This is a genomic window from Nitratidesulfovibrio sp. HK-II, from assembly GCF_003402415.2.
In the GTDB taxonomy this organism is placed as follows: Bacteria; Desulfobacterota; Desulfovibrionia; order Desulfovibrionales; family Desulfovibrionaceae; genus Cupidesulfovibrio.
In genome coordinates this window covers 807,448-822,143 of record NZ_AP036014.1, presented here as the reverse complement: position 1 = coordinate 822,143, position 14,696 = coordinate 807,448, and the positions used below count along the sequence as shown (strand labels likewise).

General features: G+C 65.4%; 10 protein-coding genes and 1 tRNA gene. 7 read left to right on the top strand and 4 right to left on the bottom strand.

Translation table 11 applies throughout. The annotated features are described in order from the left end of the window. Positions 1–94 precede the first annotated feature (94 nt). Positions 95–958 carry a cobamide remodeling phosphodiesterase CbiR gene (cbiR, locus tag RVX_RS03215; protein WP_116308065.1) on the bottom strand — a complete coding sequence of 288 codons (864 nt, stop codon included), beginning with the start codon at positions 956–958 and terminating at the stop codon, positions 95–97. 243 nt (positions 959–1,201) lie between these two features. Here cbiR and RVX_RS03210 point away from each other — a divergent pair, with 243 nt between their 5' ends. Further along, on the top strand, positions 1,202–1,351 hold the full coding sequence (locus tag RVX_RS03210; protein WP_007524573.1) for a hypothetical protein: 150 nt from the start codon (positions 1,202–1,204) through the stop codon (positions 1,349–1,351). A gap of 219 nt (positions 1,352–1,570) precedes the next feature. Here RVX_RS03210 and RVX_RS03205 read toward each other — a convergent pair whose 3' ends face one another. Next, entirely contained in the window at positions 1,571–5,248 is a 3,678-nt protein-coding gene (locus RVX_RS03205) for a UvrD-helicase domain-containing protein (RefSeq protein ID WP_116308066.1), read from the bottom strand. A 322-nt stretch (positions 5,249–5,570) separates the two neighbouring features. On the opposite strand from RVX_RS03205, the gene RVX_RS03200 reads away from it, so the two are divergent. Beyond that, entirely contained in the window at positions 5,571–6,524 is a 954-nt protein-coding gene (locus RVX_RS03200) for a tRNA1(Val) (adenine(37)-N6)-methyltransferase (RefSeq protein WP_116308067.1), read from the top strand. Positions 6,525–6,572: 48 nt separating this feature from the next. Here the strand turns inward: RVX_RS03200 and RVX_RS03195 are convergent, their stop codons facing one another. Next, positions 6,573–8,390, bottom strand: a complete 1,818-nt coding sequence (locus RVX_RS03195; protein WP_116308068.1) for a chloride channel protein — start codon at positions 8,388–8,390, stop codon at positions 6,573–6,575. A gap of 252 nt (positions 8,391–8,642) precedes the next feature. Then, positions 8,643–9,587 carry a bifunctional riboflavin kinase/FAD synthetase gene (locus RVX_RS03190; RefSeq protein WP_116308069.1) on the bottom strand — a complete coding sequence of 315 codons (945 nt, stop codon included), beginning with the start codon at positions 9,585–9,587 and terminating at the stop codon, positions 8,643–8,645. Between the two features lie 402 nt (positions 9,588–9,989). On the opposite strand from RVX_RS03190, the gene RVX_RS03185 reads away from it, so the two are divergent. From RVX_RS03185 to RVX_RS03165, 5 genes are all read left to right on the top strand, one after another. Then, a tRNA-Leu gene (locus tag RVX_RS03185) sits at positions 9,990–10,076 on the top strand. Between the two features lie 343 nt (positions 10,077–10,419). Continuing rightward, positions 10,420–11,358, top strand: coding sequence for a glycosyltransferase family 2 protein (locus RVX_RS03180; RefSeq protein WP_116308070.1), 939 nt, complete (start codon positions 10,420–10,422; stop codon positions 11,356–11,358). Between the two features lie 23 nt (positions 11,359–11,381). Continuing rightward, the gene (locus tag RVX_RS03175) at positions 11,382–12,524 is read left to right on the top strand and encodes a glycosyltransferase family 4 protein (RefSeq protein WP_116308071.1); all 1,143 of its coding nucleotides are present in this window, start codon (positions 11,382–11,384) and stop codon (positions 12,522–12,524) included. Next, a complete protein-coding gene (locus tag RVX_RS03170; protein WP_116308072.1) occupies positions 12,502–13,617 on the top strand; it encodes a glycosyltransferase in 1,116 nt (371 codons plus the stop codon). The genes RVX_RS03175 and RVX_RS03170 overlap by 23 nt, the downstream gene beginning before the upstream one ends. Positions 13,618–13,648: 31 nt before the next feature. After that, complete coding sequence (locus tag RVX_RS03165; RefSeq protein WP_116308073.1) at positions 13,649–14,689, top strand: SDR family NAD(P)-dependent oxidoreductase; 1,041 nt, start codon at positions 13,649–13,651, stop codon at positions 14,687–14,689. Positions 14,690–14,696 lie beyond the last annotated feature (7 nt).

Genomic DNA, 14,696 nt, shown 5'->3' with positions numbered 1-14,696 from the left:
CTCTCGGCCCCGGCCACGTAAGCGTCCGCCGCGCGCGGCGCGCGGCGCTGTGTCCTGTTGCGAAATCCTGCTGAAGGTTGTCGCCGCCGCCCGGCTACCCGGGCGGTTCCGGCACTTCCGGCATCCCCGCCACTGATCGGTCTTCCGGCGCACCGGCGGCCAGCAGGCGGTCCAGCACCGGCAGCGAGGCCAGCACCCCGTCCCAGGCGAATACCTCCACCGTAAGCACCGCATCCGGCGGCAGGGCGGGCAGCACCCCCGCGGCCCACGCCGCCTCGTGGGGCGTCAGCTCCGTGAGGGGGCGGTGGCGATCCATGCCGCCCGGCGCGTGCACGTGCGCCATGCGCACCCGCGCCAGCAGCGCGGCGGATGCGGGCAGCCTATGCTGACCGTAGGTCAGGACATGGCCCATGTCCAGACACACATTGCAGTTTCCGTCGGCGATGGCCGGAATCAGGTCCACCAGATCCTGCCCGGCGATGTTTTCCAGCAGCAGGTCGGCCGGATCGCGCCCGTGGCGCGCCCATGCGTCCAGAAACACGCCCAGCAGCCGGGCTGGGCCGGACGGACCGGCAAAACCCGCCGCATGGGCCTGTTCCGGCGTGGGTGGATGCAGCACCGCGCGCCGCGCGCCCAGAAAGGCCACCCTGTCCATCAGCAGGGCGCAGACGCGCGCCGCGCTGGCGCCGGGCGCGCCATGCGGGCCGTGGCCCCACGCAAGGTCCACCGGAAGGTGGGCGTGCCAGGACAGGGGCAGCCCGGTCATGGCCGGAGGCAGGTCGGCATCGGTGTAGGCAAGGCAGGCTTCGGCCTCGAACAGGCACAGCCCCACCTCGTGCACTTTCCCCGAAAGAAATGCGCAATTATCATGGACATTGCCGGAAATAACCCACGAGGGGGCCGCCACGGTTCTGGACAGAAGCCGAGGCGATGCGGTAAGGGCCTGCGGAACGTGCATGCCGTTCCGGTTACGGGCTTTCCGCCCGCCGGGCAAGCGCGGCCCGGCAAAAATGTGCCGCCCGCGCCCGGCGGAACGCCGGTTTCCCGCCGTCCGCCCACGTCCGGCCATGCTCGACGGACGCGCCCCTTCCGCAAGGTGCCGTCACCATGGACCACGGCCCGCCACGGCATGCGGCATGCACGGCATACGTCGTTCCCCCGTCAGACTTCGGTTGACCACGGCGGGGAACAGGAGACTTTGATGCGCCACGTGAAGCACTTTCTGCAGCACCGTTTCAATCCCCTGCACGTGTACTGTCGCCTGCGCGACGCTGGCCTCAGCCCCCGCGCGGCGGGCCGGGTGTCCGGCCTGTACGAGCGCTACGTGTACAGGGTGTGCTGTCCGCTGTAGACCCTGCCCCCGCCGCCCGGCCAGTTGTGCGCATGCCGGGCCACGCGCGACGGCGCACTGTCCGCGACGCCTTCCCCTTCCCCAAAAAAACACCACGGCCCGGCATGACCGGGCCGTTTGCTTTCCGAGTTCTTGGCGAGGGGTGCACCCCGCGCGAACGTCAGGGCCTTCGTGCCCCGAAAAACCGAAGCAGCGCGCAGCGGCACCGGCCTGCCGGGTCTACAGCAACGGCAGCTGCCGCTCCTTGCGCTTCTGGTGCTGCACCAGCATGGAGCGGCGCAGCCCCTCCAGCGGCACGTCGTCCAGGAAGCGCGACGGCTTCAGGCGCAGTTCGCGGCCGTACAGTTGGCGGCGCGCGGCGCAGCTCAGGAACAGCCCCTCGGAGGCACGGGTCATGCCCACGTAGAGCAGGCGGCGTTCCTCGTCCACGTCGCTGCGCGCCTCCGGGTCGGGCTTGCCGGTCAGGGTGCCCGCCCCGGCAAAGGGCATGATGCCGTCCTCCAGCGCGGGCAGGAACACCGCGCGGAATTCCAGGCCCTTGGCCGCGTGCAGGCTCATGATCTGCACCTTCTCGCTCCCGCGCCGCACCAGTTCCAGCTCGCTTTGCAGGCTGATCCAGTTCATCAGCCCGGCCCATCCGCCGTGGGTGTCGTAGGAGCGGGACAGCGCCCGGAAGGCCGAGGACTGCCAGAACAGGTCGTCGAAGGGCGGGGTTTCGCGCAGGTAGGCGGCCACGCCCAGCGGCCCCCTGGCCAGCACCTTGGGCGGGCAGTCCACCTCGGACGGCGTGCCGCGCGCGGGAATTTCCACGTCGGGCCGCAAGGGGACCTCGCCGCCGTCCGGCAGGCCGGAAACGGCCGCGCCGGAATCCTCGGCATCGTCACCTTCCTCGTCGTGCGCAAGGGAGGCATGCAACTGCGCCGCCGTCAGCCCCAGCCGGTTTGCCAGCGAGGGGTGCACCCCTTCCGCCATCAGGCGGCGGTGGCTGAGCCCGGCGGGCAGTGCCGGACCGCCAGACGCGCCCTGCGGCGACGTGGAACCGATGCCCAGCATGCGCCCGGCCGCGCCCAGGATGAGCGCCACGCGCTGGTCGGTCCAGAAGGCTTCGGCCTCTGGCACGGCGCAGGGCACGCCGAAGCGGGTCAGGGTGCGCTGCAACTGGGGAATCAGCGATTTCACGCGCACCAGCACCGCGATGTCGCCGGGGCTGAACCCGCCCTCGTCCAGCACCGTGCCCCGGCGCGAACTGCCGTGCCCGGCATCCAGCAGCGAATGGCTGGTGGCCCCGATGAGCCCGCGAATCTGCTCGCCGATCCAGGCCGCCTCGCCTTCCGCCGTGGGGGCCTCGAACAGGTGCAGTTCGCCGGGCAGATCGCGCGCGGCGCGCAGCGGGCCGCAGGCCGAGCGGCCCCGCATCAGCCCCCCCGCGAAGTCGAGGATGCGGGCCGAGGAGCGGTAGTTTTCCTCCAGCGCGACCACGGAAAGGTCGGGCCACGCCTCGCGCAGGAAGGCGGCCACGTCGCCGTGCGCCCCCCGGAAGCCGTAGATGGACTGGTCCGGGTCGCCGATGCCGAAGAAGCCCGCGCCGCCGTGCGGGGCCAGCGCCCGCACCAGGGTGAGCTGGAGCGGCGAAAGATCCTGGATTTCGTCCACCAGCACGTGCCGCCACGGGCTGGCGTAGATGTTGTTCTGCATCTGATCCAGCCAGAATTCCAGCAAATCGGTGTAGTCGGCCAGGTTCCACGCCGCCTTCTGCTCGGTGTAGCGGGCCAGCAGGGGGGCATGCTCCACCAGGCACGAGCGCATCTTCTCGCGGCACACCCCGATGGCTTCCCACGCCTCGCGCAGGCGCTGGGCGGGCTCGTCGGGGTTGGCCTCGGCGAACACGCGGCGGGCCGCCTCTTCCGAAAGCAGCACCGGCGGGGTGGGCGTGGCCCGGTGCCAGTATTCGAAGGCGAGGGCGTGCAGGGTGTCGGTGCGCGGCAGGGGGGCGTCCTCGCCAAGGGCGGTCGCCAGGCGCTCGTCCATTTCCGCCGCCGCGCGGCGGGTGAAGGTGACGGCCAGGATGCGCCGGGCGTCGATGCCCGTTTCCGCCAGGTGCAGCACCCTGCCGACGAGCGTGCGGGTCTTGCCCGTGCCGGGACCGGCCAGCACCAGCACCGGCTGGGGGCCTGCGGTCAGGGCGCGGCGCTGGGCGGGGTTGAAGCGCATGGATGCGCCCTCGGGGGGACGGGGCGCGCTGAGCGCGGCAAAGGCGGGCGGCGTTGGGCCGTCGTCGCCGTCCGCAAGATCGGGGGCATCGATGGAGCCAGGCGTGGGCGCGGGAGAAAATTCGAATTCAGGCTCCGCAGCGGGGCCAGCTGACGTGCCGGACGCCGTGGCGGTGACCGGAACAGGGGCCCTGCGCCCCTCCCAGGCCGCCATGGGGCCAGACTGAACAGCCGGGCCAGCTTGGCCAGACGGGCCGGAAAGGGCGTCCAGCAGCGAGGGGCGGTCCGCCCCCTTGGCCTTCTTGCCCTTGCCCGTGGCGCTGGCGGCGGCCTTTACGCCATCCCCGCGCGGGGCGGCGGTCATGCCCATGCCCTCCAGCAGGGGCAGGCCGCCCACCACCGAACGGCGCTGGATGGAGGCGCGCTCCTTGTCCGTGAACACGCGCACCACGCCGTACTCGCCGTCGTAGCCGGACTGGCGCAGCACCTCGCGCCGCCGCATGCGGGCAATGCCTTCGCCCAGCGGCTCCCAGAACCGCGACAGCTCGGCCTCGGGCACGTCCTGCAGGATGTTCAGTTCCGAGCCGAATCGGGCAATGCAGCGGGCGTGCTGCTCGGCCACCTTGCGGCTCTTGGCCCCCACGCCCAGCAACTCGCCCAGGATTTCCGGCAGCGGGATGAGCGAAAGATAGCCCTGCTGCCCCGGCGACTGGATGGGGGTTTCGCGGTCGGCCAGTTCCACCACCCGGTGCAGCACGCCCACGGTCACCGGCTTGCCGCACACCGGGCACAGGCCGCCACGGGCGCGGGTTTCGCGCGGCTCCATGACCACGCCGCACTTGCGGTGGCCGTCCAGGTGGTATTTGCCTTCCTCCGGAAAGAATTCCAGCGTGCCCAGGAATCGCCCGCCGATGCCCTGCCCCTTCAGGCTGCGCAGGATGCTTTCGTAGCCGATTTCGCCGGAGAACAGGTTGGCCTCGCGCCCCAGGTTCTCGCCGGAGTGGGCGTCGGAGTTGGAGATGAGCGCGAAGCGGTCCAGTTCGCTCCACAGCCAGTTCATCTCCGGGTCGGACGACAGGCCCGTTTCCATGGCGAAGATTTCGGACGACAGGTCGCCGAAGCATTCCGCCACCGAGTCGAAGCCCGATTTCGAGCCGAACAGGGCGAACCACGGCGTCCAGATGTGCGCGGGCACCAGAAAGGCCTGAGGGTGCGTTTCCAGCACCATTTCCAGCAGGTTGCGCGAGTCCAGGCCAAGGATGGGCCGCCCGTCGGACTCGATGTTGCCCACCTCCGCCAGGCGGCGGGACAGGCGGTCGGCGGCGTCCATGTCGGGCACGTAGACAAGGTTGTGCACCTTGCGCACCTTGCCGCCGCGCTTGTAGATGCTGCTGATTTCGGCCTGGAGCATGAACAGGGTGCGCCCGGCCAGCGGCTTGCCCGCGTATTCGGGCAGTTCGGCGTCCAGCCCGCGCGGGTCGCGCAGGCGGTACAGGCCGCTGGCCTCGTCCAGCACCAGCTGCTCGGCCAGTTCCGCCCGCCACTTGGGGTGCGTGAAGTCGCCGGTGCCGAGCACGTCCAGCCCCTTCACCCGCGCCCACGCGGCCAGATGGCGGGCGTTGAGCCGCCCGCTGGTGGCGCGCGAAAAGCGGGAGTGGATGTGCAGGTCGGCCCGGAACTGCTGCATCGGGCGGGCTCCTGTGGGGCTGGCCGGACGGGACGGGCGGCGCGGAAAGGGCCACCTAGTCCGGCTGGTGTGCTACGGGCCGGGTTGCGCCGGGGCAAGGCCCCGGTCCGCGAACGATGGACCGCGAGAAGGCCGGGGATTGCGTGGCGGACCCCGCCGCACGAATCCGGCCCGTGACCTTTTGTCTATCAAAATAGACTAGCTTGGCAAATGGGTTGGCGAACAGGGCCACCCCGCCCGACTGTCGGTTGGTTACCAGCCCGTTGCCGACCCGGTTGCCCGCCGGGTTGTCAACTGGGTGCCGCCCGGATAGCCTGCGCCCATGAACAACCCTGCCGCAGAACCCCGCCCGGACGCCATGCCGCCTGCCCCGAAGATGGTCGAGCCCGCCACACTGCCCGACGCCATCCTGCAGGCCCGCGCCCTGTTCCCGCGCGGCCTGGCCCAGCCGGAAGGCAGCTTCCGCTTTTCCCTGGACGCCCTGCTGCTGGCGGCGTTCGCGGGAGAGGGGTTGACGGGAATGGAAAGGAAACCTCGCCAGAAGGGCGCAATTGCCCCTGATGCGCGGGCCATGCCGGGTCACGGCAAGGCGCTGGCCTTCGCGGACCTTGGCGCCGGGTGCGGCGTGGTGGGGCTGGCCCTGCTGCTGGCGCAGCCGGGCCTGACAAGTGCGGGCCTGACAAGTGCGAGCCTGACGGGTACGGGCATCGAGATCGACGGGCAAATGGCCGACGCCGCGCGGGACAACGCGGCGCGATTGGGGCTGACGGAACGCTTCCGGGTGCTGCGGGCCGACCTTGCCGCTACCGCCACGTCAACGTCCGACGCCCTGCCCAAGGCCGGGTCCATGGACCTGGTGGTGGCCAACCCGCCCTACCGGCGGCACGGCTCGGGCCGCCCCTCGCCCAGCAGCCAGCGCACCCGCGCCCTGTTCGAGACGCCAGAAACCCTGCCCGCCTTCGCGCGGGCTGCGGCGCGCCTGCTGCGCGCCCGAGGCCGCAGCTGCTGGGTATACGGGCCGGACCGCTTGCCCGACCTGCTGCAGGAGCTGCGCACGGCGGGGCTGGAACCCAAGCGGATGCGCTGCGTCCATTCCCGTGCCGACGGGCCGGCCACGCTGGTGCTGATGGAGGCCCGCCGCGCGGGCAGGCCCGGTCTTGTGGTGGAGCCGCCGTTGGCCCTCCACAGGGGGGAAGGGGCGGCCACGGCCCTCACCGACGAGGCGCTGGCCTTCTGCCCCCTGCTGGCGTGCAACGCCGGGGGGCATCGGCGGTAGGCCCGGCCAACAGGCGGGACCGACAGGCGGGACCGACAGGGCGGCCTCCTACTGATCCTCCCGCAGCGCCTTCAGCGACTCGCTGTACGCCCGGAACAGGTCGGACCGTTCCAGAAGGCCCAGCACCTGTTCCTCGTTGTCCTTGGAGACCACGGGCAGTTGCGAAAGGTCGGTCTCCACGAAGGCCAGCAGGGCGGTGTACAGGTCGTCGTCCTCGGTCAGGGCGGTCAGGGGGCGAGCCAGGTCGCCCGCCAGCACGAGGTCGAACAGGTCCGCCTCGTACAGGATGCCGCGCACGTCCTGCACGGCCAGCAGGCCGTTCAGCCTGCCATGCATGCCCCGCACCGGAAAGGTGAACGCCTGGGTGCCCGCGATGATGTCCGTGAGGGCCTTCAGGGTCACGTTCTCTTCCACCACCGCCACCCGGCCACGGGTGTAGCAGTCGCGCACGCGCATGGTGGCCAGCAGGTTCACCGTGGCGTCCTGAAGGTGGGCGGGCGACTCGAACTTGTTCTCCACCTGGTTTTCGTACAGCGCCGTGCGCCGCCCCAGCAGGATGCACACCGCCGAGGACAGCATCAGCGGGGCCAGCAGCCCGTAGCCCTGGGTGAGTTCGCAGACCATCACCAGCGGCCCGATGGGCGCGTGGGCGATGCCCGCGAAAAAAGCGGCCATGCCCACCAGCACGTAGCCGCCGGGCTGGGTGACCACGTTCGGCTGGATCTCTTGCGCCGCAAAGCCCACCACTCCGCCGGTCATGCCGCCCACGAACAGGGCCGGGGCGAACATGCCCCCGCTCATGCCCGAGCCCAGGGTGACGGCGGTGGCCAGCGTCTTGCCCAGCAGTATCGTCACCATGGTGACCACCGGCAACTGGCCCAGGATGGCCTGCTCTATCCAGCCGTAGCCGTCGGAGAGCACGGGCGGGTACAGGATGCCGAACAGGCCCATGAGCACGCCGCCGAGGGCCGTGGTCCACATGATGCCCACCCGCGCCCGCAGCTTGCCGAACACGGAATACTTGAGCACCCGGAAGGTGCGTACGTAGGCCCAGCCCGTGGCCGTGCAGGCCAGCGAGAGCAGCAGGTACCAGGGCAGTTCCAGCACCGAGGTGAAGCTGAAGCGGGGAATGCCGAAGATGGGCGCGGTGCCGAACACGAAGGTGAACAGCGAATAGGACACCACCGACGAAAGCACGGCGGGCAGCAGGGCCTCCGACTCGAAGTCCTCGCGGTACAGCACCTCGATGGCGGTCAGCGCGCCGCCCAGGGGCGCGCGGAACACCGCGCCCAGCCCTCCGGCCGCGCCCGCCAGCATCAGGATGCGCCGCTCGCGCGGGGAAAGTCCCAGGCGCATGGACAGCCACGAGCCGATGCCCGCCCCGATCTGCGACACCGGCCCCTCGCGCCCGGCGCTGCCCCCGGCGGCGATGGTGCAGATGGAGGTAAGCCCTTTCAGCAGCGGAGCCCGCCTGCGGATGACGCCCTTTTCCGCGTGGAAGGCGCGGATCATGGCGTCGGTGCCGTCGGTCATGCCGTCGAGGCTGTTGGGCAGAAAGCGCTGCACCAGCCAGCCGGTGACCAGACCGGTAATGCCGAGCGCCGCCACGATGACCCAGGGCCGGTAGATGCGCGCGGCCGATTCCGCGTGGCCGAACAGGGTTTCCCCGGCCGGGGCGGGCAAGGACAGCCCGGCCCAGACCACCTGAATGTAGTGCTTGCCCGCCTCTATGCCCAGAAAGAACAGGATGGCCGCGCATCCGGACAGCAGGCCCAGCCCCATGCCCAGTACGCCGAGGCGCACGTAGGCCACGGTGCGGTACAGGCGCAGGAATTCGTGCACGGGTTTCTTGAGCATGCGCAGCATGGTGCTTCCTTGGGTATGGCGCTTCCAGTCCCGATGTTTCCGGACTCGCGGTAACGCGTGCACGCCGTCAACACACAGGGGCGCTGTGCGTTACGGCGGCATGCGGGCCGCGCGGCGCGGCACACGGCCGGGCGCGGCGGGGCGAAAAATCCACAAGGTCGGCGAGTCCGGCCGATACGGCGGTCCGGCGGATCCAGCCCAAGCGGCAGAACGCAGAGCAGGCCCTGGCGGGGGACGCATCCTGCCGGAAGGCTACAGGCGCGCGTCGGGCGCGGACAGTATCTGCCGGGCCAGGTCCACGTCGCGGCGGATCTGGGTCACCAACTCGTCCAGGCCGGAGAACTTGCGCTCGTCGCGCAGGCGGTGCACGAACGAGACGCGAATCTCCCAGCCGTAGATGTCGCGGTCGAAATCGAGGATGTGCGTTTCCACGCTGAGCCGGGCGTTGTCGAAGGTGGGGTTGTAGCCCACGTTGGTCACGCCCTGGTACACCTGCCCGTCGATCTGCACCCAGGTGGCGTACACGCCGGGCCTCGGCATCAGTTCGTCGCGCGGCTCCATGTTGGCGGTGGGAAAGCCCAGCAGCTTGCCGCCCCGGTCCATGCCGCGCACCACCTTGCCACGGATGGCGTAAAAGCGGTCCATGAGCGGGCGCACGTCCCATACGTCGCCCGAGCGGATCAGGTCGCGGATGCGGGTGGAGCTGACCACGGCGTCGTTGATGATCACCGGGTCGAGCCGTTCTGTGGCGAAGCCGTACTGCGCGCCCAGACGCTGGAGCAGTTCGAAGTTGCCCTTGCGCCCCTTGCCCAGCGAAAAATCGTAGCCGATGACCAGTTCGCGCACGTGCAGGGCGTCCACCAGCACGCGGCGCACGAACTCTTCCGGCTCCTGCGCGGCCATCTCGCGGGTGAAGCGCAGCATCAGGGTAAGGTCCACCCCCAGCGCCTCGAACAGGTCCAGCTTCTTCTCGTAGTCGGTGATCAGCGGGGGAGTGTGCGGCCCCACCAGCACCCGCAGGGGATGCGGGCAAAAGGTGACCACCACCGAGGGCACGCCGAGCGCGGCGGCCTTGGCCATGACCCGCCCGATGAGCTTGCGGTGGCCGTTGTGCACGCCGTCGAAGTTGCCGACGGTGACGCAACTGCCCCGCGAAAGGTCGAGGCCGATTTCCTGTAGTTCGCGTGCGATTTCCATGAATACTCGTGACGGCGGAATGGTGCGCGGCGCGGCGGCCGGGTCGGGCCGGTAGTGGCGGCCCACGCGGCGGAGTGCGGAGCGGCGGACGGCTGCCCGCACTGGCGAAACAGCGTGCGGATGCCCCCGCCGGACGGATGGCCCTGAAGCCCGCCCGTGCGGCCCGGCAAGGTTCCTCCGCGCCGTTTCGTGCTACCCCAAACGGCCCGCGGGTTCAAGGGCGGCAGGGGCGGACCGGCCGATGCTCCCGTCCACGGGCCAGCCATGCCGCGGCACCGCCATCCTCCGGGGCGGGGCGGCGCGCCCCCTGCGTGCCTTCCTTTAAGGCGCACACATATTTCGGCACGTTCGCAAAAAACTGCTTGCCAAGCACGCCGCCATGCGGCTATACGACTTCTCCGCGCCGAAGTGGTGGAATTGGTAGACACGCTAGGTTCAGGGTCTAGTTCCCGCAAGGGAGTGGGAGTTCGACTCTCCCCTTCGGCACCACGAGAATAAAGGGCCGCAACCCACGTTGCGGCCCTTTCTCTTTGCCCTTTACGCGCACTCGCAACCCCCAAGCGGCCCTTCCCGTGCGCGTCACGCAGGATACTGGCCCACCACTCTCCGCTGGCGGGTGCCAAATATTGACGTTAGTTACCAGAGCCTGTAATTTTTCAGAACATTTTAAATTATTGCCCACGCAAACTAATAAAGGTTACAGACAGTTCGGCACCATATACCATGAATGACTGCCCGCCGCAGAAAGCCTGCAACTTGACCCACAAGTGATGCATGCCCCCATTGCGCCAGCATGACGGGCAGCAACTCATACCTGCTCTAGAGAAACCATATGAAATCATCGCTCCTGGATGTCGCTGTTGTCGTCCTGAACTACAACGGCTGGGAGGACACTATTGCGTGCGCAGAAAGTCTCCTTCTGCTTTCACCATCGCCACGCTTTATCATCATCGTTGACAATGCATCGACAAACAAATCAAAGATTCACATTTCAGAATGGATGAACAATAAATCCGGCAGTATACAGTTCAAATCCGCCGATGCGAATACTGCACTATCGACATCATTTAAACCTGCCCGCATCAATCTTGTCACTGCAGACAAGAATCTTGGCTATGCTGCGGGGAACAACATAGGCATCAAGATAGCCATGCAGCACGGCGCCAAAGCTGTGTGGATATTGAACAACGACACTCTGGTTTTCCCAGATACGCTTGGCGCACTCTGGACCCGACTCAACAACGCCCCCCGACCAGGATTGTGCGGTGCCCTGGTACGATACTTTGACGAACCAAATGTCGTGCAATGCATGGGGGGCGGGCGAACAAGCCGCGCAACGGGACTATCCACCTTGGCGGGGCAAGGCTATTCTGTCGACCAAGCCAAGGCTATCCCCACAGAAGAAGTGGAAAAAAACATCAACTTCATATACGGCGCTTCCGTACTTGCATCACGAAATTTTATTTCAACAGTTGGACTGATGGATGAACGCTACTTTCTTTATTGCGAAGAGCAAGACTGGGCGTTCAGCGCCAACGGAAAATTCAACATATCGTACGCAAAAGATGCAGAAATCCTTCACCGCGAAGGACGAAGCAGCACATGGTCGCGCAAGCATCGCTCCCTCATTGGCTTTTACAGAATAGCGCGAAGCAGAATACTTCTGGCTGCGAAGTTTCATCCTTGGTTTATACCAACCGTAATGTTCTCTTTAATATATGCGTTAGCCAGACTTGCAGCACGCTCTTTAGTAAAAACTAAATCCTCCTAACCTTCCAAAGAATCGACAAAACAATGGCACGGATAGCGTATCTATCATTCTCAAAGCTACCATCAATGACAGCAAATTCCATACACGTGATGCGTATGGCGGCTGCCTTCTCCGACATTGGCCTCGACGTGCACCTTTTTGCGCAAAGAGGCCTATGCTCCGAAACGGACATCTTCAAATACTACGGAACTCGAAAAACCTTCACCATACACCAAAAAAATTTAGCTGGGTTTCCAAAAATAAAAGTATTTATGTATTCCGCAGCATGCGCTGCACACGCGGCGCTACTGCTGAAAAAAAACGACATATACTACGGAAGAGACCCTCTCGCACTCGCGCTGCTCGGCGCGACAGGCATACCTGTCGCGTACGAAACGCACGGCCTCCCCCCCACCCCACTCGCGCGACGCGTTGAGAATTTCCTCATGAAGTCCGGAGGGTTCAAAGGCATAGTGGCCATAAGCAACACGTTGAAGCGATACTACCTAGCGAACCATCCGCGCCTTTCACCGCAAGACATCCTTGTGGCCCATGATGCGGCTGACGATACCGGCCCACCTCCTCCACCGCCCCATAACACCAGCGGAAACCGACTGCGCGTGGGATATGTGGGCAGCTTGTACCAAGGCCGTGGTATTGAGCTCATCCTTTCGCTGGCTGCGCGACAGCCCGATGTGGACTTCGTACTTATAGGCGGCCCCCCTGAACAGATCGCCCACTACAAAAAGGGACAGCCTCCGAACAATGTGCTCTTTCTTGGGCACATCAAACCGGCTGAAATACCAGACACATATGGGAACATGGACATACTTCTTGCCCCCTATGCCCACAAGGTACACATACATGGAGACATATGTGACACCAGCGCCTACATGTCCCCCCTCAAAATCTTCGAATACATGGCGGCAGGGCGCCCCTTCATTGCCTCGCGCATGCCTGCCATTGAAGAAATAGTCCAGGACGGAGAATGCTGCCTGCTGGCCGAGCCGGAGGACGCCGAGGACTGGGACCGGGCTCTGGCCACCCTAAAGGACTCGCCTGAATTACGCGAGAAATTGGCGTTGCGGGGAAGGGAGCGCTTCCTGAGGCACCACACGTGGAAAATCAGGGCCGCGAACATCCTGTCACACCTGGAGAGTTGCCATGCCAAAACCAGACAGGCGTGAAGTCACGTTCGTACTCAACACGCTCGGCACCGGCGGCGCCGAGCGTGTATGCCACACGCTGTCATGCGCACTTGCTTCAAGGGGGTGGGCGGTAACCATCGTCACCCTGTTTCAGGATGAGCCCATCGCCTTCGGGCCGCTGCCGGATTCCGTCAGACACGTCGCGCTGGACTGCCGCCATGCGCGCACCAGCCTTGTTCCGCTTGCCGCATACATCCGGCGCCACCAACCAAAGCTCGTCGTGCCGTGGATATATGGCCTGGCTGTTGCCCTGACGCTCATCCGCGCCGCAGGCCTCGGAAACTTTATTCTTCTCCCGCGGAACGTGACGGCCATGAGCGCCTATTGCCGATCACAGCGTTCCTTATGGCAACGTAAACTCGCCCCGGCCATAGCCAGGGCCATCTACGGGCGGGCCGACCACTACATAGCTCAATGCGGCAAAATGAAAGAGGAAATGGCTACAGAGTGGGGAATAGAGAGGACTCGCATTTCAGTTATTCCCAATCCTGTGGCTGAATGTTATCTAGCCCCTCTACCAAGCACCGCCCAACGGGCAACACCGCCCGAGTTGCTTTTCGTGGGCCGTCTGCAGCCCCCGAAAGGCATTGACAAGCTAGTGGAAGCATTTGCCCGTGCACGGCAACTACGCCCGAATCTTGTCTTGCGCATTGTTGGTGATGGCCCGGACCGCACCATGTTAGAGCGGCGCGTCAGGGACCTGGGACTTTCCGGTTCCGTAATCCTCGAGGGTTGGCAGCAAGGCCTGCGACCATACTACCTCAAGGCCAGCGCCACCCTGCTGACCTCGGACTGCGAGGGTTTTCCCAACGTGCTGCTGGAATCTCTGGCTTCCGGCACTCCGACAGTCGCGTTTGACTGCCCCACCGGCCCGCGAGAAATCATCCGTGATAAACGCGACGGATTCCTCGTCCCCCCGGGCGACATTCAATATTTTGCCGAACGCTGCGTCGAAGTGCTGGAATGGCCCCCCTTGGAACAAGACCGGCGTTTCGCGCCAGACGTGATAGTCGATAGCTACGAAACACTATTTTCCGACATGCTTACCCGCAGCGCGCTGCAACGACAGTAGCAAACACATCCGCACCACGAGGCCAAACGTAATGACACTTCCCGTATCGATACTGAAAAACAAACACGTTCTCATAACTGGCGTTTGCGGCACGATCGGCAATGAATTGGTTCGCCAGATACTGGGAACAGGAGCGCTAGGAATTCGCGGGCTCGATCACAACGAGACAGGAGTATTCAATTTACAAGAACAATACAGAGACGAGCCCCGTTTCACAGGCATCGTGGGAAACGTGGCCGATAGCAAGTCCGTGCACAATGCCATGGAAGGCATTGACATCGTGCTTCATGGTGCCGCCCTCAAGCATGTATATCTTGGCGAGCGCTGCCCCGACGAAATCATCAATACCAATGTACACGGTGTACAGAACATTATCCGATCTGCCGTTTCACACAACGTCGAGCGTGTTGTGTTCATGAGCTCGGACAAGGCGGTCAATCCCACTAGCATCATGGGCACCTCCAAGCTCATGGGAGAACGACTGATCACCGCAGCCCAGGGGCACGGGCGCCGCACCATTTTTTCGGCCACCCGCTTCGGAAACGTTCTCGGATCCAGCGGCTCTGTCGTGCCCGTGCTGCTTCGCCAAATCCAAAACCGGGCGCCGCTCACATTGACCGACCCCGACATGACGAGATTCGTCATGAGCAGACGCCAAGCCGTGCAGCTTGTGCTGTCCGCGCTGCAACTGGCCTTGGGAGGGGAGGTCTTCGTAACGAAGATGCCAGTCCTGCGTATTGTCGATTTGATTGAAGCCGTGCGCGACCTGTATTGCTCGACGTGCGGCATTGTCCCCCAGGAGATACCCATCACTGTGGTAGGCAAGCGCCCTGGCGAAAAGTTGTATGAAGAGTTGATGAGCAGCGAAGAGCTCGGCAGGGCATACGAAACCGAAGACTTCTTCATCGTCAGGTCCGCGTTTCAGCCAGAACTGCCTGCGGCCGACGCCTATGGCGGCAACACCACCCGCCCGCATTATGAGTACAGATCAAACCTCGAGCAGCCAATGCCTCTGGACGAAGTCGCGGCGTACCTCCAACACCACAACATCATCGAGGACGCAGAGCTTTAGCCAGCCA